The sequence below is a fragment of the Streptomyces sp. BF23-19 genome (assembly GCF_041106355.1).
In the GTDB taxonomy this organism is placed as follows: domain Bacteria; phylum Actinomycetota; class Actinomycetes; order Streptomycetales; family Streptomycetaceae; genus Streptomyces; species Streptomyces virginiae_A.
This window is the reverse complement of the sequence record NZ_JBGBPT010000031.1, coordinates 64,202-87,474: the sequence shown is the minus strand read 5'-3', so window position 1 is coordinate 87,474 and position 23,273 is coordinate 64,202. Positions and strand designations below refer to the sequence as shown.

21 protein-coding genes are annotated in these 23,273 nt (G+C 73.0%); 12 read left to right on the top strand and 9 right to left on the bottom strand.

The window, feature by feature from the left end; translation table 11 throughout:
- Positions 1-117 precede the first annotated feature (117 nt).
- The gene (locus AB8A24_RS19385; protein WP_369476830.1) at positions 118-528 is read right to left on the bottom strand and encodes a hypothetical protein; all 411 of its coding nucleotides are present in this window, start codon (positions 526-528) and stop codon (positions 118-120) included.
- Positions 529-719: 191 nt separating this feature from the next.
- Here AB8A24_RS19385 and AB8A24_RS19380 point away from each other — a divergent pair, with 191 nt between their 5' ends.
- The 5 genes from AB8A24_RS19380 (at position 720) to AB8A24_RS19360 (ending at position 4,994) form a co-directional block, all read left to right on the top strand.
- Positions 720-2,252 carry an ATP-dependent DNA ligase gene (locus AB8A24_RS19380; RefSeq protein WP_369476828.1) on the top strand — a complete coding sequence of 511 codons (1,533 nt, stop codon included), beginning with the start codon at positions 720-722 and terminating at the stop codon, positions 2,250-2,252.
- 236 nt (positions 2,253-2,488) lie between these two features.
- The gene (locus AB8A24_RS19375; RefSeq protein ID WP_369476826.1) at positions 2,489-3,145 is read left to right on the top strand and encodes a helix-turn-helix domain-containing protein; all 657 of its coding nucleotides are present in this window, start codon (positions 2,489-2,491) and stop codon (positions 3,143-3,145) included.
- Between the two features lie 91 nt (positions 3,146-3,236).
- The gene (locus AB8A24_RS19370) at positions 3,237-3,365 is read left to right on the top strand and encodes a DUF6126 family protein (RefSeq protein WP_189966234.1); all 129 of its coding nucleotides are present in this window, start codon (positions 3,237-3,239) and stop codon (positions 3,363-3,365) included.
- A 70-nt stretch (positions 3,366-3,435) separates the two neighbouring features.
- Entirely contained in the window at positions 3,436-4,518 is a 1,083-nt protein-coding gene (locus AB8A24_RS19365) for a dihydrodipicolinate reductase (RefSeq protein WP_369476824.1), read from the top strand.
- The gene (locus AB8A24_RS19360) at positions 4,515-4,994 is read left to right on the top strand and encodes a carboxymuconolactone decarboxylase family protein (RefSeq protein WP_030717911.1); all 480 of its coding nucleotides are present in this window, start codon (positions 4,515-4,517) and stop codon (positions 4,992-4,994) included. Before AB8A24_RS19365 ends, AB8A24_RS19360 begins: the two co-directional genes overlap by 4 nt.
- Before the next feature lie 136 nt (positions 4,995-5,130).
- On the opposite strand, the gene AB8A24_RS19355 is transcribed toward AB8A24_RS19360, so the two are convergent.
- The 3 genes from AB8A24_RS19355 to AB8A24_RS19345 form a co-directional block, all read right to left on the bottom strand.
- Positions 5,131-6,777, bottom strand: coding sequence for a GMC oxidoreductase (locus tag AB8A24_RS19355; protein WP_369476822.1), 1,647 nt, complete (start codon positions 6,775-6,777; stop codon positions 5,131-5,133).
- Between the two features lie 92 nt (positions 6,778-6,869).
- A complete protein-coding gene (locus AB8A24_RS19350; protein ID WP_369476820.1) occupies positions 6,870-7,496 on the bottom strand; it encodes a DUF6629 family protein in 627 nt (208 codons plus the stop codon).
- Positions 7,497-7,502: 6 nt separating this feature from the next.
- Entirely contained in the window at positions 7,503-8,984 is a 1,482-nt protein-coding gene (locus AB8A24_RS19345) for an MFS transporter (protein ID WP_328960091.1), read from the bottom strand.
- Positions 8,985-9,148: 164 nt separating this feature from the next.
- Here AB8A24_RS19345 and AB8A24_RS19340 point away from each other — a divergent pair, with 164 nt between their 5' ends.
- The 5 genes from AB8A24_RS19340 (at position 9,149) to AB8A24_RS19320 (ending at position 16,936) form a co-directional block, all read left to right on the top strand.
- Positions 9,149-12,757, top strand: coding sequence for a S8 family serine peptidase (locus AB8A24_RS19340; RefSeq protein WP_369476818.1), 3,609 nt, complete (start codon positions 9,149-9,151; stop codon positions 12,755-12,757).
- Positions 12,758-12,891: 134 nt separating this feature from the next.
- Positions 12,892-13,647, top strand: a complete 756-nt coding sequence (locus tag AB8A24_RS19335) for a hypothetical protein (protein ID WP_369476816.1) — start codon at positions 12,892-12,894, stop codon at positions 13,645-13,647.
- A 51-nt stretch (positions 13,648-13,698) separates the two neighbouring features.
- Positions 13,699-14,208, top strand: coding sequence for a protein phosphatase (locus AB8A24_RS19330; protein ID WP_369476815.1), 510 nt, complete (start codon positions 13,699-13,701; stop codon positions 14,206-14,208).
- Positions 14,209-14,298: 90 nt separating this feature from the next.
- Complete coding sequence (locus tag AB8A24_RS19325; protein WP_328960087.1) at positions 14,299-15,828, top strand: cytochrome P450; 1,530 nt, start codon at positions 14,299-14,301, stop codon at positions 15,826-15,828.
- A 133-nt stretch (positions 15,829-15,961) separates the two neighbouring features.
- Positions 15,962-16,936 carry a hypothetical protein gene (locus AB8A24_RS19320; protein WP_369476813.1) on the top strand — a complete coding sequence of 325 codons (975 nt, stop codon included), beginning with the start codon at positions 15,962-15,964 and terminating at the stop codon, positions 16,934-16,936.
- A 3-nt stretch (positions 16,937-16,939) separates the two neighbouring features.
- Here AB8A24_RS19320 and AB8A24_RS19315 read toward each other — a convergent pair whose 3' ends face one another.
- Positions 16,940-18,340 (bottom strand): gluconate:H+ symporter, encoded by a 1,401-nt coding sequence (locus AB8A24_RS19315; RefSeq protein WP_369476811.1) that lies wholly within the window; start codon positions 18,338-18,340, stop codon positions 16,940-16,942.
- A 12-nt stretch (positions 18,341-18,352) separates the two neighbouring features.
- Positions 18,353-18,874, bottom strand: a complete 522-nt coding sequence (locus AB8A24_RS19310; RefSeq protein WP_266480007.1) for a gluconokinase — start codon at positions 18,872-18,874, stop codon at positions 18,353-18,355.
- 131 nt (positions 18,875-19,005) lie between these two features.
- Here AB8A24_RS19310 and AB8A24_RS19305 point away from each other — a divergent pair, with 131 nt between their 5' ends.
- Positions 19,006-19,722 (top strand): FCD domain-containing protein, encoded by a 717-nt coding sequence (locus tag AB8A24_RS19305; RefSeq protein ID WP_328960084.1) that lies wholly within the window; start codon positions 19,006-19,008, stop codon positions 19,720-19,722.
- A 90-nt stretch (positions 19,723-19,812) separates the two neighbouring features.
- Here AB8A24_RS19305 and AB8A24_RS19300 read toward each other — a convergent pair whose 3' ends face one another.
- Positions 19,813-20,679, bottom strand: a complete 867-nt coding sequence (locus AB8A24_RS19300) for a sigma-70 family RNA polymerase sigma factor (RefSeq protein WP_369476833.1) — start codon at positions 20,677-20,679, stop codon at positions 19,813-19,815.
- A 154-nt stretch (positions 20,680-20,833) separates the two neighbouring features.
- Here AB8A24_RS19300 and AB8A24_RS19295 point away from each other — a divergent pair, with 154 nt between their 5' ends.
- Entirely contained in the window at positions 20,834-21,181 is a 348-nt protein-coding gene (locus AB8A24_RS19295) for a hypothetical protein (protein ID WP_052872935.1), read from the top strand.
- A 2-nt stretch (positions 21,182-21,183) separates the two neighbouring features.
- On the opposite strand, the gene AB8A24_RS19290 is transcribed toward AB8A24_RS19295, so the two are convergent.
- Positions 21,184-21,747: an HIT family protein gene (locus tag AB8A24_RS19290; protein WP_369476808.1), complete on the bottom strand. Its 564-nt coding sequence runs from the start codon at positions 21,745-21,747 to the stop codon at positions 21,184-21,186.
- Between the two features lie 29 nt (positions 21,748-21,776).
- Positions 21,777-23,144, bottom strand: coding sequence for an AMP-binding protein (locus AB8A24_RS19285; protein WP_369476806.1), 1,368 nt, complete (start codon positions 23,142-23,144; stop codon positions 21,777-21,779).
- Positions 23,145-23,273: the final 129 nt, after the last annotated feature.

Below are 23,273 nucleotides of genomic sequence, written 5' to 3'. Positions count from 1 at the left end.
TGCTGGGCGAGGACCTCCCCGAGCTGTACTGCACGAGCGAGGACCCGGACGGCGATTTCCAGTTCACCGAGAAGGCCGCCTGGGCTTCCGGTGCCCTGACCGGAAAGGTTCACCGGGTCAGTGCTGGACGTTCGGCACGTGGTCGGGATTGTCCTTCTCCGCCTTGGCCGGGTCCGGCTTCGGGGCCGGGGCGGGCTTCGGGGCCGGGTTCGGGTTCGGCTGGTGCTCGCAGTAGACCTTGCCCTGGTAGAACTTGCAGCCCGGCATGTTGTCGACGTCCCGGACCTTGCCGTTCCGGCCGTGCTGGTTCTTCTTGCCGTGGTCGCCCTTCTGCTCACCACGGTGATCCCTCCGGCCCTTGTCCCGGTGGCCGCCCTTCTCGTAACCGGCCTGCTGGACGGCCGTCGAGGTCGTCCCCGGGGCCTGCGGAGCGGCGAAGGCCGTCCCCGGCAGCAGTACGCCTCCGGCGACGAACGCGCCCGACACGGCGACCATCGCGAAACGCTGCTTGCGGGAGGTGCGGATCATGAGAGTTCTCCAGGGAGGGGAGTGGTGGTGGGGGGGTGGAAGGGGCGATTAGTCGTTATGTTGCTTTTGCCCCTACACATGAGACTGGCGGCCGATCCTCACGGGAGCGTCCCCCGATCGTCACGGGCGCGTGACAGCGCCACGCGCCCGACCGACCTGCGCGGTACGTCCGGGGGCGGGAGGATGGCCGCATGCTGCTGGCCGAGGTCGCCCGCGTGTCCCGGGAGGTCGCCGCGACCTCCGCCCGGTCCCGCAAGACCGCACTGCTCGCCGGACTGTTCGCCGCCGCACCTCCGCAGGAGGCCGGCCTGGTCATCGCGTACCTCTCCGGCCGCCTCCCCCAAGGCCGCCCCGGCATCGGTTGGCGCACGCTGGGCCAGCTGATCGCACCGGCGGCCGAGCCCACCCTGACCGTCCTCGACGTCGACACGGCGGTGGCGGAACTCGCCGCCACCCGGGGCGCCGGATCGGTGGAGCGGCGCGGTGGGATCCTCGCCGCCCTCATGGGCCGCGCCACCGCGGCCGAGCAGGTGTTCCTGCGCAGTCTGCTGTCCGGCGAGGTACGCCAGGGCGCGCTCGACGCGGTGGCCTTGGAAGGCGTGGCCGCGGCCGCCGGGGTGCCGGCCGCCGACCTGCGCCGGGCGGTGATGCTGGACGGCTCGCTGCCCCGGGTGGCGGCCGCCGTACTGGCCGACGGGGCGCAGGCGCTGCGCACGGTCACCCTGCGCGTGGGGCAGCCCGTCCAGCCGATGCTGGCGGGCACGGCCAGGTCGGTCGCCGAGGCGCTGGCCGTGCTCGGGCCGTGCGCGGTGGAGGAGAAGCTGGACGGGATCCGCGTCCAGGTCCACCGGGACGGCGACGACGTACGGGTGTACACGCGCTCCCTGGACGAGATCACCGGGCGACTGCCGGAGGTGGCGGAGCTGGCCCGATCACTGCCGGGGGAGCGGTTCATCCTCGACGGTGAGGTCATCGGCCGGGCGGCGGACGGCCGCCCGGTCCCCTTCCAGGAGATCGCGAGTCGCGTCGGCTCCCGGGTCGACGTCGAGGCCGCCCGACGGACGCTCCCGGTCGTCCCCCACTTCTTCGACATCCTGGTGGCGGGCGACGAGGTCCTCCTCGACCTCCCGGTGCGCGAGCGGTACGCCGCCCTGGCCGCGCTCGTGCCCGAGCGCGCGCGGGTCGGCCGCCTCGCCGTCGAGGACCCGGGGGCGCAGGCGGCCGAGGCCGAGGAGTTCTGGGCCGAGACGCTGCGCCGCGGCCACGAAGGGGTCGTGATCAAAGCGCTGGACTCGTCCTACGCGGCCGGGCGGCGCGGCAAGCACTGGCTCAAGGTCAAACCGGTGCACACCCTGGACCTGGTGGTCCTCGCCGCCGAATGGGGCCACGGTCGACGCACCGGACTGCTGTCGAACCTGCATCTGGGGGCACGCGGAGCCGACGGGACGTACGCCATGCTCGGCAAGACCTTCAAGGGCCTCACCGACGAGATGCTGCGCTGGCAGACGCAGCGGCTGCGCGAGCTGGCGGTCGAGGACGACGGCTTCACCGTCCGGGTCCGCCCCGAGCTGGTCGTCGAGATCGCCTACGACGGCCTGCAGCGCTCCTCGCGCTACCCGGCGGGGGTGGCCCTGCGCTTCGCACGGGTCCTGCGCCACCGCCCGGACAAGAACGCGACCGAGGCGGACACGGTGGACACGGTCCTGGCGGCACACGCTCCCTGATCCGGCCCGGTCCGAGAGACGGCCCGGTCGTCGTCGAGGTCGCCGTCGTCCTCGCGCAGTCTGCGATCTCCTCCGCCACCCGGTGGTAAGGGAGGAGGGTGTGGTGCAGCAGGGCCGCGGTGCGCCGCAGCCGTGCCAGGCGGTAGAGCTGCTCGGGTCGGCGGCGGCTCCGCGGGTGCTTTGCCTCAGAGGCAAGGAGGTTTGCCAGGCAGGCAAGAATCTGGCTCAATCGGGGTATGACACCCGGACCCGACACCGGCCCCGAAGGCGCGGCCGGTACCGACGAGGCGGCGGACGAGCTCCCCGCCGTGGCACCGCAGCTGCGCGAGCTGCGCCGCCGTGCCGGACTCACCCTGGAGGCCGCCGCCGCGCGGGCCCGACTCTCGCCCGCCCACCTGTCCCGCCTGGAGACCGGTCGGCGCCAGCCCTCGCTACCGCTCCTGCTCGGACTCGCCCGCACCTACGGTACGACCGTCTCCGAGCTGCTCGGCGAAACCCCCGCCGTCGCGGATCCCATCGTACGGGCCGGCGGTCCGGGCGCCCGCGAGGCCGACGGCTGGACGTACTGGCAGGCGGGCGGCTCCGGGCGGGGGATGCAAGCGCTGCGCGTGCACGTGCCGCACGGCCGCAGCCAGGGCGAGCTGGTCCGCGTACATCCGGGAGAGGAGTGGTTGTACGTCCTGGAAGGGCGGCTGCGTCTGCACCTGGGCGAGGCCGAGCACCTGCTGGAGCCGGGGGACAGCGCGCACTTCGACTCGCTCACCCCGCACCGGATCGGCGCGGCCTCGGTGGGCGGGGCCGACCTCCTCTTCGTCCACACCCTGCTGCAGAGCAGCCTGGCCGGGCTGTGCCTCGGCGGCACCACCACGCATACGACCACGCACCACCGATAGCGGAGGAGCCGTACCCATGTCCCAAGCCCAGAAGCCCGCGAACGCGACCACGACGTCGAGCGCGACCACCCCCGCACCGGAGCCCAGGACCGTGCGGGCCCGCTTCGAGTCCAAGTTCCCGCGCGGCCTGATCATCCGACTCGTCGCCTACCTCTTCGTCGGCCACCTCTTCGCCTTCTTCGTCTACCTCCTTTTCGTCCTGGGTGGCCAGAACCAGTAACCCGCCCCGGAAGACGAGTTCGGGCCGCGCGACTCTGGCAACGTCAAGGCCCTGTGGCTACCCTCCGCGCATGATTTCCACGGTTGTCTGGGGTACCGGCAACGTGGGCCGTCTGGCGATCCGCGCCGTCGAGGCCCATCCCGCGCTCCAACTCTGCGCAGTCATCGTCCACAATCCAGCCAAGGTCGGCCGCGACGCGGGTGAACTCGGCCAACTCGACCGCCTGTTGGGGGTCGAGGCCACCGACGACATCGAAGCCGTCCTCGCCGCCCGCCCCCAGGCCGTGGTGTACGCCGCGTCCGGAGACATCCGGCCCGACGAGGCACTCGCCGACATCACCCGGGCCGTCCGGTCGGGCGCGGTCGTCGTCAGCCCCGCCCTCTACCCGCTCTACGACCACCTGAGCGCCCCGCCCGAGTTCCGCGACCCGGTGCTCGCCGCCGTCGCGGAGGGCGGCGGCTCGCTCTTCGCCTCCGGCGTCGACCCCGGGTGGGGCAACGACGTCCTCCCGCTCCTGCTCAGCGGACTCGGCACCAGCATCGACGTCATCCGCTGCCAGGAGATCTTCGACTACTCCACCTACGACCAGCCGGACTCCGTCCGTGACCTCGTGGGCATGGGCCGGCCCATGGACCACGAACCCATGATGCTGATGCCCTCGATCCCCACCATGGTGTGGGGCGGTCAGATACGGATGATGGCCCGGGCGCTCGGGGTCGAACTCGACGAGATCCGCGAGACCTCGGAGCGCCGCGCGCTCGACGCCACGGTGACCACCAGGACCATGGGCGCGTTCGAGGCCGGCACCCAGGGCGCGATCCGCTTCGAGGTGCAGGGCATCGTCGGTGGCGAGCCCCGCATCGTCATCGAGCACGTCACCCGCATCCACGCCTCGTGCGCACCGGACTGGCCCATGCCGCCCGACGGCGGCGACGGCGCCCACCGGGTCGTCATCGAGGGCCGCCCGCGCATCGAGGTCACCATCGAGGCCACGGACGAGGGCGAGAACCGCTCTGCGGGCGGCAACGCCACCGCCGTCGGCCGCCTGGTCGGCGCCATCGACTGGCTCGTCGAGGCGGAACCGGGCCTCTACGACGCCCTCGACATCCCGCTGCGCCCCGCCATCGGCAGACTCGGAAGGACGAAGTCATGAGGATCGACATCCCCGAAGGCCAGCACCCGATCGAGTACGTGTGGGGCGACATGGTCCCCGGCATCGGCATGGCCGCCGCCAACTTCTCCCTGTCGGTGTACGCCCACACCACCCTGGGCCTGCGCGAGTTCGAGGCGGCCCGGCTGCGCGTGGCGCAGATCAACGGGTGCGTCTTCTGCCTGGACTGGCGCACCGAGCGGGAGGGCGAGAAGGTCGAGGAGGAGTTCTCCGACGCGGTCACCGAGTGGCGTACGACCGACGCGTTCGACGAGCGCACCCGGCTCGCGGCGGAGTACGCCGAGCGGTACACCCTCGACCACCACGGGCTCGACGAGGAGTTCTGGGACCGGATGACCGCGCACTACAGCCAGCTGGAGATCGTGGAGCTGACGATGAGCATCGGGTCCTGGCTGGCCTTCGGCCGGCTCAACCACGTGCTCGGCCTGGACAGCGTCTGCGCGCTGCCGGGGCACTGAGCCGAGCGCGGGGCGAGCCCGGGGCACAGGGCGCGGGTCACGGGATTCGGGCGCCGCACACGGGGCGTGGCACACAAGGAGAAGGGGCCGTTCGGTGAATCCGAACGGCCCCGGCCGCTGGGGGGAGGACGCGGCCCTACGGGAGGTCGGTGGCGATGATCTTCTCTATGTTGCGTTCGGCGAGTGCCGTGATGGTGACGAAGGGATTCACGCTCGCGTTGCCGGGGATGAGCGCGCCGTCGATCACGTACAGGCCGGTGTAGCCGTGCAGCCGCCCGTAGTTGTCGGTGGCCTTGTTCAGGACCGCGCCGCCGAGCGGGTGGTAGGTGAGGGTGTCGTTCCAGATCTTGTTGCCACCGAACAGGTCGGTCCGGTAGATCGTCCCCTCCTTCGAGTTGATCTTGTCGAAGATGGTCTTGGCCATGGAGATGGACGGCGCCTTCCAGGCGGTCTGCCAGCTCAGCTCGGCCTTGCCCGCGGCCGCGTTCCAGGTGAACTCGGCGCGGTTCGGGTTCTTGGTGATCGAGAGGTAGAACGAGGCGTACGTCTCGATGCCGGTGGGCAGCGGCGCCACCTCGGCGAAGGCGCCGCCCGCGTCCCAGTTGTCGATGCCGGAGCAGGGGATGGTCGACTGGAGCTTGCCGGTCGGGTCCCACAGGTGGTTGGCGCGGCCGCACATGACGTTCCCGTTCTCGCCCCAGCCCTTGCCGACCTCGCCGTTGAGGTTCGGCAGCGCCCCGGTGGCCTTCAGCTTGACCAGGAGCTTGCTGGTGCCGACGCTGCCGGCCGCGAAGAAGACGCGGTCCGCGGTCACGGTCTTGGTGGCCACGGTGTCGCCGGTGGTGTTGATCTGGTCGATGGTGACCGTGTAGCCGCCCCCCGCCGCGGGGGAGACGGAGGTGACCTTGTGCAGCGGCGAGATGGCGACCCGGCCCGTGGCCTTCGCCTGGGCGAGGTACGTCTGCACCAGCGACTTCTTGCCGTGGTTGTTGCCGTAGAGGATCTCGCCGGCCAGGGCCGACTTGGTGGCGGTGCCGGCGGCCTCGCCCTTCATGTAGTCCCAGTCGTACACGTCGGGCACGAAGGTCCAGGCGAAGCCGGAGCGTTGGGCGTGCTTGCGGCCGACCCGGGAGAACTGGTAGCAGTCGGCGGTGTCGAACCAGGCCGGGTCGATCATGCCGACCCCGAGCCCGGCGTTGGCCCTCGGGTAGTAGGTGTCGTACATCTCGTCGGCGTCCACCGAGGGGAGGACGGCGGCGAAGTTCGCCCGCTTGGGCGTGACCGCCATACCGCCGTTGACCAGCGAGCCGCCGCCGACGCCGCGGCCCTGGTAGACCGTGATGCCCGCGAAGTCCTCGGCGTCCAGGATCCCGGTGTACTTGGGGACGTCCTTGTCGATCGGGAAGCCGAGGAAGTTGCTGAGCGGCGCCTTGGTCCGGGTACGCAGCCAGAAGGACCGGTAGTCCGGGGTGGTCACCTTCGGGAAGATCTTGCCGTCGGAGCCCGGGGTGTCCCAGGACATGCCCATCTCGATCATCTGCACGTCCACGCCCGCCTGTGCCAGCCGCAGGGCCGCCACCGATCCGCCGTAGCCGGTGCCGACGACGAGGGCCGGTACGTGGGCGCCGTCGGAGACCGGGCCGGGCGGGGCGGCCGCGGCCGCGTGCGCAGGGGCGAGGTGACCCGCCAGGGCCACGGCCCCGATAACGGAACCTGTTCTACCGAGGAATCCGCGACGGGAGATCCCGTTGGAGGCGGTTCTGGACAGCGGTGTTTCGCTCATGTGACGTTCCTCACTCGGCGGAAGAATGGGAACGAGTTCTACTGCTGCCCGCGTGTGAAGTCACTACATACGTCTAGGTAACTTTCGGTCGATCACGTGACAGGGGGAGCGGCGTACGGGCGCCGGACCCAGCCCCGGACCAGCAGCGACGCGACCGCCGCGAAGGCGCACCAGGTGGAGGCGAATTCCAGCCGCCACAGCGCTGAGCAGGCCGGCGCCCCCACCGCCAGTACCACGCCGAGGGTCCCGAGCCGCCGGTCGCCCCCGATCAGCAGGGAGCCCAGAGTGGCGAACAGGTAGCCCGTCGGCACCAGCGGCATCCACGGAACATTCACGCCGTAGCCGATGGTGTGGCCCCGGATCTCGGGGGACACCGGCCGGGTCGCGAGGCAGTGGGAGAGCACCGCGGCGGTGGCCAGACCCGCGGCCATGGGCCCCCACGGGCGGCGCCGGACCTCGGGCGCGGCCGCCAGCAGGACCCCGGCCGGCACCCAGAGCGCCAGCAGCGGCAAGGCGATCACCGCCCAGGCCGTGGCGGCCGGGGAGCAGCCGCCACCCGTGTCCCGGACCGCGGCCTCCACCGGCTGGTGCACGCCCAGCAGCAGCGGCAGCGCGGCGACCGGCAGGTCGCGGACCCGCCGTACCCGCGCCAGGCACACGATGCCGCGGCGGCGGAGATGGCCGTGCCCGTTACCAGATCGGCCGTCGTGCTCCAGCACACGGGATCAGCCGGACTCCTCACGGGGTTCGAGCGGCGGGGCCGACACCGCGCAGTACGTATGGCAGTGGGGGTGGCAGGCCTCGGGCACGGGGGAGCGTACGGTCGCCCAGGCCAGGGCGGCACCGGCCACGAACGCCCCGGTGCACCAGAGCATGGCCCGCCCGAAAGCGGCGTCGAACTGGGTCGCCGAGCGGTAGGACTCCGGCCCCATTCCGGACAGCAGCGGCAGCGCCGCCACCGCGAGCAGGCCGGCGACGCGCGCCGCCGCGTTGTTGATGCCGCTGGCCAGGCCCGCCCGGCCGGGATCCACCGAGGCGAGCACGGTCGACGTCAGCGGGGCCACCAGGGCCACGAGGCCCATGCCCATGACGACCATCGCGGGCAGCACGTCCCGTACGTAGGAGGCCGCGGGCCCCACCCGCAGCATCAGCAGCGTCCCGCCCGCGCAGAGCAGCGGACCCACCGTGAGCGGGATGCGCGGCCCGATCCGCTCCCCGAGTTCCCCCGAGCGCGCCGACAGGAGGAGCATGAGGAGGGTCGTCGGCAGCATCGAGGCCCCGGCGGCCAGCGCCGAGTACCCGGACACCACTTGGAGCTGGAGCACCGTGAGGAAGAAGAACCCGCCGATGGCCCCGTACACGCACAGGGTGACGAGGTTGACCGCGGTGAACAGCCGGGACGCGAAGATGTCCGGCGGCACCATCGGATCGCGCCGCCGCCGCTCCACGTAGACGAAGGCGATGCCCAGCAGGACCCCGAGCACCGCCGCGACGATCACCGCCGCCGCGCCCGACCGGGCTTCGATCAGCGCGTACGTGACCAGCCCCAGGGCGCTCGCGCCGAGTGCCGCCCCGGCCACGTCGAACCGCCCGTGCGCCTGCGGGTCCCGGGACTCCGGCACGTGCCGCAGTGCGACCGGCACGCACACCGCAGCCAGCGGAACGTTCAGCAGGAACACCCACCGCCAGCCCGGCCCGTCCACCAGCCAGCCGCCGAGGAACGGTCCCACGGCCGCGCCCACCCCGCCCAGCCCCGACCACAGGCCGATGGCCCGCCCGCGGTCATCGGCACGGATGGACGCCTGGATCAGGGCCAGGGAGCCGGGCGCCAGCAGCGCCCCGCCGACGCCCTGCAGGGCCCGGGCGGCGATCAGCACCCCGGCGTTCGGCGCGAGGCCGCACAGCAGGGAGCCGACCGCGAACCACACCACGCCGAGGACGAAGATCCTGCGTCGCCCGAAGCGGTCGCTCAGCGACCCGCCGACCAGGATCAGCCCGGCCAGGGTCAGCAGATAGGCGTTCACCGTCCACTGGAGCACCGCCAGGTCGGCGTCGAGATCCTCCCCGATGCGCGGCAGCGCCACGTTCACCACGGTCCCGTCCAGCATGGCCATGGTCGACCCGAGCACGGTGGTCAGCAGGATCCACCGGCCGCGCGCGGACGCGATCGGGACACCGGGGACGGTCGGCTCGGCGGGGGCGGTCATGCCTTCAGGCTGGCCCGCGCGGCCGGTCCGGGCCACCGGGGCGGGCGGGAGTACGGCCGAAAAGCCCCCCTTGTAATGGACATGACGCCTCGTTCACCATGACCCGCGCACGTCACGCGCACCCTTCCCGCACAACCCGCACACGGCGTACGAGGAGACAACACGTGGCCCAACGCGACAACCGGTCCTCACGAGCCTTACGACCCACAAGGTCATCACGGCCCGCGCGGTCCTTACGTACGGAGCTCGCCGCCCTGACCTCGGTCCTGCTCCTGCCGATCGGCGCGGGCGTCGCCGCGGCCGCGCAGGACCCCGGCCCCGCCGCCCTGACCGCGGCCGAGCGCAAGATCGAACCGCGGCTCCGCGCCCAGCTCGACGACTCCGCCAAGGCGGCCTTCTGGGTCTACCTCGACAGCGCCGCCGACCTCACCGCCGCGGGGAAGCAGCAGACCCGCGCCGCCAAGGCCGAAACGGTTCTGCGGATCAAGAAGGACCACGCCGCGCGCAGCCAGGCCGATGTCATCAAGGCCCTGCAGGGCGCCGGCGCCGACTACACCTCGTACTGGATCGTGAACGCCGTGCGCGTCGTCGGCAGCGAGAAGCTCGCCGGGAGCCTCGCCCAGCGCCCCGAGGTCGCCCGGATCGACGCCGACGACAAGGTCGCCCTCCCCAAGCCCACCGAGGGCAAGCGGGAGAAGGCCGTCGCCGACGCGATCGAGTGGAACATCGACCGGATCAAGGCCCCGCAGGTCTGGGACCAGGTCGGAGTGCGCGGCGAGGGCATCGTCGTCGCCAACATCGACAGCGGCGTGGACTACACCCACCCGGCCGTGAACAACCAGTACCGCGGCAAGAAGGCGGACGGCACCTACGACCACGCCTACAACTGGTTCGACCCGGCGGGCGTGTGCACCACCGCGGCCCCCTGCGACAACAACGACCACGGCACCCACACCATGGGCACGATGGTCGGCGACGACGGCGGCGCCAACAAGATCGGCGTGGCCCCCGGCGCCAAGTGGATCGCGGCCAAGGGCTGCGAGTCGAACTCCTGCTCCGAGGCCTCCCTCCTCGCCTCGGGCCAGTGGATCGTCGCCCCGACCGATCCGAGCGGCCAGAACCCGCGCCCCGACCTCGCCCCGCACATCGTCAACAACTCCTGGGGCGGGAGCGGCGGCGACACCTGGTACCAGCAGATCGTCGACACCTGGCGGGCCGCGGGCATCTTCCCGGCCTTCTCCAACGGGAACGCCGGCCCGAGCTGCAACACCGCCGGCTCGCCCGGCGACTACGCCAGCTCCTACAGCTCCGGCGCCTTCGACATCAACAACGCGATCGCGTCCTTCTCCTCGCGCGGCGCGGGCCCCGGCGGCATCGTCAAGCCGAACATCGCCGCACCCGGCGTGAACGTGCGCTCCTCCGTCCCCGGCGGCGGATACGAGGCCTTCTCCGGCACCTCGATGGCCTCGCCGCACACGGCGGCCGCGGTCGCCCTGCTCTGGTCCGCCGCGCCCGCCCTGGAGGGCGACGTCGCGCAGACCGAGTCGCTCCTGGACGGCACCGCCCTGGACACCGACAGCGGCCAGTGCGGGGGCAGCGCCGCCGACAACAACGTCTTCGGTGAGGGTCGCCTCGACGTCCTCGCCGCCGTGAACGCCGCCCCGCGCGGCGCCATCGGCTCGCTCGGCGGCACCGTACGCGCCGGCGACCAGCCCGTCGCGGGCGTGAAGATCACCGCCGACGGCCCGATCGACCGTACGACCACCACCGCGGCCGACGGCATCTACCGCTTCACCTCCCTCTCGGTCGGCGACTACACCCTGACCGCCGCCAAGTTCGGCTACGGTCAGCAGACCGCGACGGCCACGGTCACCGAGAACGCCACGGCCACCGGTGACTTCACCCTCACCCAGGCGGCCTTCGGCAAGCTCACCGGCACCGTCTCCTCGGCCGCCGGCCCCGCCGCGGGCGCCTCGGTCACCATCGCGGACACCCCGGTGACCGCGACCGCCGACGCCCAGGGCCGCTTCGAGGTCACCCTCCCGCACGGCACGTACGACGTGAACGCCACCCACGCCTCCCGCTGCGTCACCGGCGGCACGGCGAAGGTCACCGTCGCCGGCGACGCCACCGTCGCGGTGAACCTGCCCGAACGCACCGACGCCTACGGCTACGCCTGCGCCGCAGCCGGCGACCGCCCGTACGCCGAGGGCACCCGCCAGCTCGCGCTCACCGGCGACAACACCACCGAGCGCGTCGACCTGCCCTTCCCGCTGCCCCTGTACGGCAAGACGTACGGCCAGGCCTGGATCGGCACCAACGGCACCGTCAGCTTCGGCGGCAACAACACCGGCGACATCAACGGGGACCTCCCGAGCACGGCCACGCCCAACGCGGCCCTGTACCCGTTCTGGGACGACCTCGTCGTCGGCGCCCCGGGCAGCGGCTCCGGCGTCTTCACCGGCGTCACCGGCACCGCCCCGCACCGCAGCTACGTGATCGAGTGGCGCCAGGTGTCCCACTGGTCGGCGCAGCCCGACAAGTTCTCCTTCTCGGCCACCATCGGCGAGGACGGCACCGTCTCCTACTCCTACAAGGGGACCGGCGGCACCGGCATCAAGGGCGGCTCCACGGCCACGGTCGGTGTGGAGAACGCGGCCGGCACCGACGCCTTCACGTACTCCTTCAACACCGCGGTCATCACGGACGGCCTGTCCATCGCCTTCCGGACCACCAAGAGCGGCGTGGTGGCGGGCCGGGTGCTCGACGCCAACGACGGCAACGGCGTCGCGGGCGCCACGGTGACCGTCGGCACGGGTGACTCGGCGGTCTCCGCCACCACGGCGGCGGACGGCGGATACGTCGTCCAGAGCCCGTCCGGCGCGCTCCCCGTCTCGCTGGCGGCGCCCCAGTACGAGTCCGCCACGGCGACGGTGAACGTGAAGGCCGCCGACGTCACGGCCGTCACCCAGTCCCTGCGCACCGGAAAGGTGACGGCCTCCAAGCCGTCGGTCGAGGTCGTGCTCCCCGCGAACCAGCAGCGGACGCGGACCCTGGACCTGACCAACCCGGGCCTCGGCACGGCGTTCACGGTGTCCGAGGACGCGACCTGGTTGACCGCCACCCCGGCGACCGGCGACCTCGCGACCGGCGCGAAGGTCCCGGTCACCCTTTCGGTGGACACCACCGGACTGCCCCCGGGCGCGGTCCTCACCACCGACCTGAAGATCGGCTCGGCGAGCGGCCGGACCCCGGTCCTCTCCGTCCCGGTCAAGGTCGTCGTCCCGCGCTACCAGGTCGGCCTGGACGCGGGATCCGGCTACACGACCATGGACAGCCTGGGTGACGCCTGGTCCCCGGACCGCAAGTACACCCCCGGCTCCTACGGCTACCAGGGCAACAGCACCGTGGAGGCCACCGGCCGCACCATCGCCGGCACGGACGACCAGCGGCTGTTCCGCAACGCCCGTGAGGGCATGTACGAGTACCGCTTCGACAACGTGCCGAACGGTACCTACACGGTGGAGCTGGGCTTCGCGGAGCTCTCCTCCACCAAGCCGAACAAGCGCGTCTTCGACGTCCTGGCCGAAGGCACGCAGGTCCTGCCCTCCCTGGACATCTCCCTGGAGGCGGGCACCTACAAGGCCCTGACCCGTACGTACACCGTCACGGTCACGGACGGGGTCCTCAACGTCCGCTTCGTCACGCACAGCGGATTCGGCAAGCCCCTGCTGAACACCCTGCGGGTGACCGACCGCCCGGACAAGAGCTAGTCCGGTAGAAGGCGGGGCGGGGTGCCCACGGGCGCCCCGCCCCTTCCCGCCGCGCGGGCATTCGGGTGGCGCCAGCGCGCACTCCGCGGCGGCCTGCCGCAAGGGCGGCGCCCGGCTCGTTAACGTGGGCGACCATGATCCCTCTGTGCGACCGGGCCACTGCCGTCCGGGCCCTCGTGGAGTCCGTCGACCGCGGGGCGGTGTGGGCCGTCGGCGGCCCGGAGGGCCCGCACGCGGGCTCGGACGGCGGGCACCCGGCCGACGCCGCCTTCGACGTGGACGGCCTCGGTGCCGTCCTCGCGCTCTGGCCGGCCATCGGCAGCCTCGTCGACGAGGGCGTGCTGCGCCTGCACACACCACTCGCCGCCTACGGAGACCCGGCCGCCGAGGGAACCCCCGCGGGGACCACCGCCCACCACCTCCTCACGCACCCCGGCGGTACCGCCCACCTCACCCACCTCACGCGCCTCGTCGAGCACCTCTCCGGCAGCCCGCTCGCCGATCTCGTGGCCACCCGCGTCTGGCACCCCCTGGGCATGACCGGCACCGGCTACACCGACGGCACCCTCCGCGCGCCCCTCGCCGACCTGTTCCGCTTCCTGAGCCACCTCCTGGCCCCGGGAGCCCCGGCCGCGCCGACGGGCATCAGCCGCACCTGGACCACCGAGTCCCTCCGGATCCGCACCGGCGAACTCACCCCCGCCCGGGGCCTGCTCTGGGACCCGGCCCCGCACGGGGTCTGGACCCACCACGCCCCGAACGACGGTGGCCCGACCCTGTGGATCTCCCCCCGCCACCACCGCTGGGCGGTCCTCCTGCCGACCACCGGGGGAGGTGTGTCGCGCACCGCCTTCCGCGAGGCTGCCTTCGCCCCAACTGCCCCTGAATGACGGATGGTTGTGTGCGATCCTGGAGGCCGTCCACAGGAAGTCGCGGCCCGCATGAAGAAGACCCGCCGGCGCGACCGGGACGTACCCGGCCCGGGTTCCCCGTGGGACGAGATCGCACCGGGCCTGTGGATGGGCGGCCACTACTGGACCGACCCGGCCGGTGCGCTGTGGCCCGTCGTGGTGGAGGACGAGTTCGACCTCGTCATCAGCCTGTTCACCCGGACCGGCCACGGCCCGGGACCGCGCGCCGAGCACGTCGTGGGGGAGATGCCGGACGCCGCGCTCACCGCCGACCAGCTGCACACCGTCCAGCACCTCGCGCGCACCGCGGGACTCGCCCTCGACTCGGGCCTCACCACACTCGTCCGCTGCCACTCGGGCTACAACAGGTCCGGCCTCGTCGTCGCCCAGTGCCTGGTCGACCGGGGACTCACACCCGCCGAGGCCATCGCCCGGGTGCGCCACGGCCGCTCCCCGTGGGCCCTGAACAACGAGGCCTTCACCGCCTACCTCACCGCCGGCCTGGACATCGCGGCGCTGCTGGTCGGACTGGACCCCTGAGACGGTCCTCGGAGCGCGGAGTGCGCAGGTGGGACGTACGGTGATGCCGTTGTCGCCGAGCGTTGTCGCTCCCGCCGCGGAGGTACACGGATGCGTACGGTCCAAGGGGCCGCCCTCGACGGTCTCCGAGCCCGGGTACGGGCCCTCGCCGCCCGGCGTCGCCCCGAGCACGGCGGCCGGACACCCCGCGGTGAGGCGCCGCGCGCGGACCGCGGGCCCGCGATGCCGGGGCCGGGGCCGGAAACCCCCGGCCGGCGGACCTCCATGAAGGAATCGTCACGGTACGCGGTCCTCGCCCCGCCCCCGGCCCCGGTCCGGGACACCACCGCCCGCGCGGCCCTCACCGGCGTCGGCGGCCTCCTCCGCGCCCTCGCCCGGCCGCGCCCCGGCGACGTACGCACCTCCGCCGCCGCGCTGCGCGCCCTGCGCGCCCGCCGCGGGAACGCGCCCGCCCTGGTCCGCACCCGCTCCGGGCGGACCTTCCTCGTCCTCCTCGACCCCCAGGACCTGCGCCGCTTCTACGCCGAACCCGTCAGCCTCCTCGCGGCCGCCGCACCGGACAAGTGCCCGGGCCCCGGCCCCGAGGAGCCCGCCGACTCCGGCTGCTCCCGCGGCGACCTCCGTGCGGAGCAGCGCCAGGTCGGCGCCGAGGTATTGGCCTCGGACCGGCCCGTACACCCCTCCCGCGGGCCCTTCCTCACCGCCCTCGCGGAGGAGGCCCGGCACCTGACCGCCCCCGCCGGCGCGACCGGCGCCCGCACCGCCGCCGGCATCCTCGATCTCGCCCGCGCCCGGTACGCCGTACAGCGCGCCGCCCGGCGGATCGTGCTCGGCGACGCGGCGGCCGCGGACGAGGAGCTCACCGGATGGCTCACCCAGCTGCGCGCCGAGGGCCGGAGCCCGCGCGGCGGCCGGGTGCGCGCCGCCCGCTCCGTGCACGACAAGGCCCGCGCCCGCATCGAGGAGTACGCCGCCCGGGCCGACGGCGACACCCTCGTCGGCCGGGCCGCCCGCCACGCCGACCCCACCGGCACCCTCGACCCCGTCGGCCAGGCCCAGCACTGGCTGCAGGCCATGGACGCCGTCCCGGACACCCTGCTGCGCACCCTGCTCCTGCTCGGGGCGCACCCCGCGGAGCAGGACCTGGCCGCGGCCGAGGCGGCCGCCGAAGCCGTCGCCGGGGCGGACCGCGGCGAACTGCCCCGGCTGCGGGCCTGCGTCCGGGAGTCCCTGCGGCTGTACCCGGTGGTGCCCGACCTGATCCGGGTCACCCGCGCCGAGACCGAATGGCGGGGCGTGCGCTACCCGGCCGGCACCTCGCTGCTGGTGCCCGCCGCGTTCCACCAGCGCGACCCGGAACGGGTGCCGGCCGCGCACGTGTTCGTGCCCGGACGGTGGAAGAACCCGGCGGCGGACCAGGACATCCGGATGGCGCCCTTCAGCCACGGCGGCGGCCGCTGCCCGGGCGACCAACTCGGCCTGATGGCCACCGCCGCGCTCTGCGCCGAGGTGCTGCGCGGCCATCGCGTCGTGGGTACCCGGCCCGTGCTCGACCCGGTGGGACCGCTGCCCGCGACCCTCGACCCGCAGGGCATCCGGCTCAGGCTCACCCGCCGCTGAGGACGCCCCGCGCCCGACCCGGTCCCCGTCCCCGGCCGCGTACCCGATCGCGCCCGACCCGCTCCACCCTGCTCCACCCGGCCCGACCGTCCCTGCCCGTCCCCGACACCCTGCCGAAACCCACGAGGATGACATGCCCGACGCCGCGACCTCCGCGTCCCCCGCCCCGGACATCGACCTGCTCGACGCCCCGTGCCGCGCCCTCGCCGAGGCCGCCGACGCGGTCGGCGAGGCCGCTCGCCATGCCTCCGGGCTGGCGTTCGGCGCCCGCCTGCCCGCGGCCGCGCTCGCCCGGGGCGGCCGGACCCGGCTCGGCTGGCGCACCCTGCTGCGTACGCTCACCGACCCGGCGGGCCTCGGCTGGGCCCCGCGCGGCCGGGGGGTGGCCCGGGCCGGCCGGCTCGCCGGCATCCTGGCGGGCCGGGAGAGCCTCGCGATCAGCATCGCGGTCTGCGGGCTGAAGGCCCGGATCCGGGCCGCGAGCGCCGACCGCCCCGAGCTGTTCGACGATCCCGACGCGGCCGCGGTCCTGGGGGCCGTCGGAGCGGGCCACCAGGGCGAGGCCGTCCGGCTGTTCCGCGCCATCATGCGCGAGCGCGGCGCCGAGCACGCCTTCGCGCTGCTGGCCCCGTCCTTCGCCGACATCCTCGCGTGGCACGCGCTGACCGACGCGAACCCGTTCAACGACCACGCCGGCTGGCAGGTCGCCACCGGCCGGGCCGAGACGGCCGAACCCGTCCTCGGACTCGGCGCCGCCTTCTGGGCCTTCTGCGACCGTGGTCCGGGCCTCCCCGAAGGTCCGGCGGCGACAGGGGTCGCGCCCATCCGCGGCCCGGCCCGCCGCCGGGTCACGGAGCGGGCGCCCCGTCCGGCGCCGAGACCGCCGGACGGCGGCCTGAGCGGCCACGCCGCCGCGCTGCGCACGCACGCGTTCCGGCTGCACACGGCGGCGGGTGCCCCGCAGTGGCGTGGTCCGGAGAACGAGGCCCTGCGGGCCGAGGTCGCCAGGCTCGCGGCCCGTTGCGCGACGGCGGCGGGCGGCCTCGCCCTGGCCGCCGCCCAGCTGAAGGAACCGCTGAAGGAACCACTGGAGGAGCCGGCGGGGTAGCCGCTACAGGACCAGTGACAGCAGCAGTACGAGGCCCAGGCCGACCACCGAGATGATGGTCTCCATCACCGACCAGGTCTTCAGGGTCTGACCGACGGTCATCCCGAAGTACTCCTTGACGAGCCAGAAGCCGGCGTCGTTGACGTGGCTGAAGAACAGCGAGCCGGCTCCGACGGCCAGGACCAGCAGTGCGGTCCCGGTGGTGGACATGTCCGCCGCGAGCGGGGCCACCAGCCCCGCGGCCGAGATGGTGGCCACCGTCGCGGAGCCGGTGGCCAGCCGGATCGCCACGGCGATCAGCCAGGCCAGCAACAGGGTCGGTACGGCCCAGTTCTTGGACACGTCCAGGATCATCTGCCCCACGCCGACGTCGATCAGCGTCTGCTTGAAGCCGCCGCCCGCGCCCACGATCAGCAGGATGCCCGCGATCGGGGCCAGGGACTTCTCCACGGTGGTCGAGATCCGCGCCCGGGTGAAGCCGGCCGCCCGGCCGAGCGTGAACATGCCCACCAGGACGGCGGTGAGCAGCGCGATCATCGGGGATCCCACGACATCGGTCACGCGCTGCACCGGGTCGGCGGGATCGTCCACCACGATGTCGACGAGGGCCTTGACGAGCATCAGCGCCACCGGCAGCAGCACGGTGAACACGGTGGCCCCGAACCGGGGTCGGTGCGCCGACCCGGCCGAGGGACGCGCCTCGACCACGCGTTCCGGCACCGGGATGTCCACCCACCGGGCCGCGTAACGGGAGAACAGCGGCCCGGCGATGATCACGGTCGGGATCGCCACGAGCACCCCGAGCCCGAGGGTGATCCCGAGGTTCGCGTGGAGCGCGTCGATGGCGACGAGAGGTCCGGGGTGCGGCGGGACCAGCCCGTGCATCACCGACAGGCCGGCCAGCGCCGGGATGCCGATCCGCATCAGGGAGTAGTTCCCCCGCTTGGCGACCAGCAGCACCACCGGGATCAGCAGCACGATGCCGACCTCGAAGAAGAGCGGCAGCCCGATCACCGAGGCGATCAGCACCATGGCCCACGGCATGGCCCGGCCCTTGGCCCGGGCGAGGATGGTGTCCACGATCTCGTCCGCGCCGCCCGAGTCCGCCAACAGTTTGCCGAGGATCGCGCCGAGCGCGATCAGTACGCCGACGCCCGCGACCGTGGCGCCGAGTCCGGCGGTGAAACTGGCGACGGTCTTGGCCATCGGCGCGCCCGCGAAGGCCCCGAGGGCCAGCGAGCCGACCGTCAGGGCCAGGAACGCGTGCAGCTTGAAGCGGGTGATGAGCAGGACGATGACGGCTATGCCCGCCAGGACGGATATCCCGAGCCGGGCGTTCCCGGCCGAGGTGATCGGTCCGGTGGCGGCCGCTGCCAGAGTCTCGACGCTGAGACCGGTGGTCACGGTGACGTTTCCTCAGTTCTCGTGAGTGGGGAGCCGGCGCAGCGCGGCCAGCGCCCGCTCGGTGATGTCTTGCAAGGATCCGGACACGTCGACGACGACGCCGAGTTCGTCGTCCTGGAGCGGCTCCAGCGTGGCGAACTGCGAGTCGAGCAGGGTGGTGGGCATGAAATGGCCCTTGCGCGCCGCCATGCGCTTCTCGATCAGCGGGCGCTCACCCGCGAGGTGGACGAAGACGGCCCCGGGGGCCGCGGCGCGCAGCCGGTCACGGTAGGCGCGCTTGAGCGAGGAGGCGGCGATGACCCCGCCGCGCCGGTCGGCGCTGTTGCGGATCCACTCGCCGATGGCGTCCAGCCAGGGCCGGCGGTCGGCGTCGTCCAGCGGGATGCCGGCCGACATCTTGGCGACGTTGGCCGCCGGGTGGAAGGCGTCGCCCTCCGCGTACGGAACGCCGAGTGCCTCGGCGAGCAGTTGACCCACGGTCGTCTTGCCCGTGCCGGCCACGCCCATCACCACAATGACGCGCTGGGTGCTCACGCCTACCTCGCTGTCCTCGTCGACATCGGTTCGTGTGGCACCACTGAAGCGCATTAAGTACGACGTATTCAAGCTTCCGGTCGGAAACATCACATCTTTTGTCGGCGGAGGCGTCACCGTACGCTTACGCCATGACCACCGAAGGCAGTCCTGGACAGGGGCAGGGGCTCCACACCCACGTGCTGGACACCCTCGGGCTCGCGATCACGGCGGGGGAGTACCCGCCCGGCAGCGTCCTGCGCACGGACGAGATCGCCGAGCGCTTCGACGCCTCCCGCACCGTCGTCCGAGAGGTCGTCCGCGTCCTGGAGTCGATGCACCTGGTCGAGTCCCGCCGCCGGGTCGGCGTCACGGTGCGCCCCACCGACGAGTGGAACGTCTACGACCCGCGCGTGATCCGCTGGCGCCTGGCCGGCACCGACCGGCCCCGGCAGCTGCGTTCCCTCACCGTGCTGCGCTCCGCGATCGAGCCGGTCGCGGCCGGGCTCGCCGCGAAGCTGGCCACACCGGAGCAGTGCGCCGAACTCACCGAGGCGGCCCTCGGCATGGTCCGTACCTCGCGCGGCCACCAGCTGGAGGGCTACCTACGGCACGACATCGCCTTCCACCGCGTCGTACTGAACGCCTCCGGGAACGAGATGTTCGCCCGCCTCGGGGACGTCGTCGCCGAGGTCCTGACCGGCCGCACCGAACACGCGGTGATGTTCCACGATCCCGACCCCGCCGCCGTCACCCTGCACGTCCAGGTGGCCGAGGCGGTCCGTGAGGGCGACGCGGCGCGCGCCGAGGCGCTGACCCGTCGGATCGCGGTGGGCGCGCTGGAGGAACTGGACGTACTCGCGCCCTGAACGCGCCCTGAACGTCCGCTCCCGGGGGCGCGGGTCAGCCGCACCCCCCACAGCCCCCGCGGCCGCTTGCGGGCGGCGGCCGTCCGGCCCTCAGACGTCGAGCGCGGCGAGTTCGAGGGCGCCGAGGCGCTCCGGTTCCGCCACGATGTCGATCTCGGTGATCAGACCGTCCTCGATCGTGAAACCGAGCACCAGGAACAGCCGTCCCAGCGGGGCCATCGCCAGGCCGACCACTCCGTCGACCAGGGCCGGCGCCGTGGCCCGCGCCCGCTGCATGGCGGCCATCGCGCTCGTGGCGACGGTGACGGCGCCGCGCAGGAGGATCGGGGCGGCGGTGGGGACGACGGCCTTGTCGGCCCGGAGCACCACGTCGGGGTGGAGCAGGGTGACGAGCGCGTCGAAGTTCCCGCCGCGGGTGGCGGCGAGGAAGGCGTCCACGACGCGGCGCTGACGGGTGAGATCGGCCTCGGGCACCAACGGGGCCCCCTTGACGCGGCGGCGGGCGCGGCTCGCGAGCTGACGGGTCGCCGCCGGGGACTTCTCGATCATCGGGGCGATCTCGTCGAAGGGCACGGCGAACAGGTCGTGCAGCACGAACGCGAGCCGTTCGGCCGGTGCCAGCTGGTCGAGCACCACCAGCAGCGCCAACCCCACCGAATCAGCCAGCAGGGCTTCCTGTTCGGGGTCGACCGTGTCCGCCCGGTCGACGGCGGGGTCGGCCGGATACGCGTCGATGGGGTCCTCGCGCCGGGACTCGCGCGAGCGCAGCATGTTCAGGCAGACGCGCGAGACGACCGTCGTCAGCCAGCCGCCGAGGTTCTCGACCTCGCTGACGTCGGAACGGTCGAGGCGCAGCCAGGCCTCCTGGACGGCGTCATCGGCCTCGGCGAGCGAGCCGAGCATGCGGTAGGACACCGCTCTCAGATGAGAGCGGTGCTCCTCGAAACGTTCCGTCAGCCCTGAATTCCCGTCCACCGTACCCCCCGGTCGATCGCACACGGTGGATCATCAAAGCAGATCACGTGAGCTGCTGGATAATGGCCCCCTGAACAGCAGAAGCGAGTGGAGACGCCGGGCGCACGACGTGGTCCGGCAGGAGAGGGAGCCCCCGATGGACGTGCAGCACTTCGAGCGGATCACCGCATTCATCGAGGCGCGGCTCACCCCGCTCTTCGACGAGGCGACCGGCAGCGAACACGGCTTCGCCATGGACGACACCTCCCGTGCCCTGCGCGCGCTGCGCAACTCCGTCCTGGAGGCCTCCGCCATCAAGGGCCTCATCGAGAAGCGGGAATCCGCCGAGCCGGCCATGCGCCGCGTCATCGACCAGTCGGTGGAACACAACTGGGACGTGTTGCGCGGGATCGCCCGCCAGTGGGAGGACCACGCCGACTTCCGCCACGAGTTCAAGCACCACGCCTGGGAGCTCGACCACCACCACGCCGCCGCGGAGGCCTGAGCTCACCGCGGCGGTACGAGGACTCCGCGCGCGGCGACGGCCGCGCGCAGGAGCCCCGCCGTGGCGGCCCGCTCCGTGGGCGACGGCGACAGCACCCCGTTCTCGGTCATCAGGGAGTGGAACTGCTGTCGCTCGTAAGGGACTCCGGGCGGCAGCGCCGCGATGTGCCAGTGCAGGTGGGCGTTGCCCTGCCGGCTCCCCAGCGAGTACAGGTAGGTGCGCTCGCTGTCGAAGACGTCCTCGACGGCGAGCGCGACCTCCCGTACGACCAGCATCAGCCGGGTGTAGGCCGAGGGGTCCAGATCGCGCACGGCGTGCTCGATGTGCGCCTTGGGGGCCACCAGGACCTTTCCGGGGAGCGTGGGCCAGCGATCGAGGAAGGCCACGTGGTGCTCGTCCTCGAAGACGATCTCGTGCGCGTAGTCGGGGTGACCGGCGAGGAAGGCGCAGACGAAGCACGGCCCGCCGCGCGTCCGTTCGACGTAGGCCTCGAGATCCATCGGTTCCCGGTCCATCGGTTCCCGGTCCACCGGTTCACGGTCCATGGGTGCACGGTTCGTCGGCATGGGCACATCCTTCCACCGGCTCCCTGCCGTCAGGGAGCGAACCGGACATCCGTGAGGTGGCCGGTCACCACCAGGTCGCCGTCCGGGGTGCGCCGCACGAGGGCGCCGGTGCGGAAGTAACCGTCGGGGGTGAAGGCGCGCCCGGTGCGGTCGGGCGCCCGGTGGTAGCCGCGCGGGAGGTGGGGACCGCGGGCGAGGAGCTCGCCGGATTCCCCGTCCGGCACGTCCCGGCCGTCGGCGTCGACCACGCGGATCTCGTCGTCGGGCGAGAGCGGGCGGCCCTGCGTGCCGAGGACGGTCTCGTCCGCATCGGCGGGCCGGGTGAGCGTGAGCGCCCCCTCGGCCGTGCCGAAGACCTGCTGCAGGCGGCAACCCAGCACGGGCCCCACCCGTTCGGCGGTCGCCCGGTCCAACGGCCCGACGCTGCCGATCTGCGCGAGACGCAGACTGCTCACGTCGGCCCGGAACGAGGGGAACAGATCGAGCCAGAGCCGGGCGGCGGCAGGCTCCAGCGAGGTGACGGTGGCCCGCTCCCGCTCGACGGCCGCGAGGCACGCGACGGCCCCCGGGTCCTCGGCCAGGACGACGGTGCCGCCGACCGAGAGGGTGCCGACGATGCCGGGGCAGCCGAAGGCGAAGTCGGACGCGGCGGGCAGCGCGGCGAGGTACACGTCCTCCTCGGTGAGCGACACCAGCTCGGCGGCGGCCCTGACCTGGTAGGCGTAGTCGTTGTGGGTACGCGGAACGAGCGCGGGCTCCGCGCCGGCGCCGCCGGAGAGCAGGAAGAAGGCCACCTGGTCGGCGCTCTGCGCGAGCGGCCGGTCGGGCGGGGAGTCGAGGGAGCCCAGGGGGTAGTACTGGCAGCCCGCCGGGTCGACGGTGAAACCGCCGTACGGGGAGGCCTCGCCCGGCGCCTCGAAGGTGAACACCCGGCGCAGGAAAGGACCTTGGGCGGCGATGCCCGCCGCCATCGCCGTGAGGTCGAAGCCCTGGTGGGCCGGGGGACCGACGTAGCCGACGGCCTGGCCGACCCGCACGAGGTGGGACACCTCGGCCGCGCGGTGGGTCATGGGGCAGAAGATGGGGACCGCGCCGGCGCGCATCAGCGCGAACACGGTGATGACGAACTCGGGAACGTTCGGCAGCTGGACGAGGACCCGCTGCCCGGGCCGCAGACCGCGCAGCCGGAACCCGGCGGCCATCCGGTCCACGCGCCGGTTCAGGTGCGCGTACGTGAGGCGGGTACCGCCGTGCACGAGCGCGGTCCGAGGTCCGTACCGCAGGGACCGGTCGCGCAGCAGGTCGTCCAGCGTGTCGCCGCGCCAGTGCCCGGCCGCCCGGTAGCGGTCGACGAACTCGGCGGGCCACGGCGCGCAGCCGTCGAGCAGGGATGTCATTCGCTTCCTCGGGGAGAACCGCACCGTTCCGACCGGGCAAGCCAAGCCGTCAACACGGCCGCGGGCAATGCGCTTTCCCGACCACGGCCGCCCCCCACCCTCGGCGGAAGGTCCAACGGGCGCCGCTGA

Coding starts and splice junctions, on each gene's coding strand:
- AB8A24_RS19380 (WP_369476828.1), top strand. CDS start 720: ATGCTGCTGGCCGAGGTCGCCCGCGTGTCCCGGGAGGTCGCCGCGACC.
- AB8A24_RS19305 (WP_328960084.1), top strand. CDS start 19,006: ATGACCACCGAAGGCAGTCCTGGACAGGGGCAGGGGCTCCACACCCAC.
- AB8A24_RS19375 (WP_369476826.1), top strand. CDS start 2,489: ATGACACCCGGACCCGACACCGGCCCCGAAGGCGCGGCCGGTACCGAC.
- AB8A24_RS19320 (WP_369476813.1), top strand. CDS start 15,962: ATGCCCGACGCCGCGACCTCCGCGTCCCCCGCCCCGGACATCGACCTG.
- AB8A24_RS19355 (WP_369476822.1), bottom strand. CDS start 6,777: ATGAGCGAAACACCGCTGTCCAGAACCGCCTCCAACGGGATCTCCCGT.
- AB8A24_RS19335 (WP_369476816.1), top strand. CDS start 12,892: ATGATCCCTCTGTGCGACCGGGCCACTGCCGTCCGGGCCCTCGTGGAG.
- AB8A24_RS19345 (WP_328960091.1), bottom strand. CDS start 8,984: ATGACCGCCCCCGCCGAGCCGACCGTCCCCGGTGTCCCGATCGCGTCC.
- AB8A24_RS19330 (WP_369476815.1), top strand. CDS start 13,699: ATGAAGAAGACCCGCCGGCGCGACCGGGACGTACCCGGCCCGGGTTCC.
- AB8A24_RS19360 (WP_030717911.1), top strand. CDS start 4,515: ATGAGGATCGACATCCCCGAAGGCCAGCACCCGATCGAGTACGTGTGG.
- AB8A24_RS19290 (WP_369476808.1), bottom strand. CDS start 21,747: ATGCCGACGAACCGTGCACCCATGGACCGTGAACCGGTGGACCGGGAA.
- AB8A24_RS19285 (WP_369476806.1), bottom strand. CDS start 23,144: ATGACATCCCTGCTCGACGGCTGCGCGCCGTGGCCCGCCGAGTTCGTC.
- AB8A24_RS19365 (WP_369476824.1), top strand. CDS start 3,436: ATGATTTCCACGGTTGTCTGGGGTACCGGCAACGTGGGCCGTCTGGCG.
- AB8A24_RS19385 (WP_369476830.1), bottom strand. CDS start 528: ATGATCCGCACCTCCCGCAAGCAGCGTTTCGCGATGGTCGCCGTGTCG.
- AB8A24_RS19295 (WP_052872935.1), top strand. CDS start 20,834: ATGGACGTGCAGCACTTCGAGCGGATCACCGCATTCATCGAGGCGCGG.
- AB8A24_RS19325 (WP_328960087.1), top strand. CDS start 14,299: ATGCGTACGGTCCAAGGGGCCGCCCTCGACGGTCTCCGAGCCCGGGTA.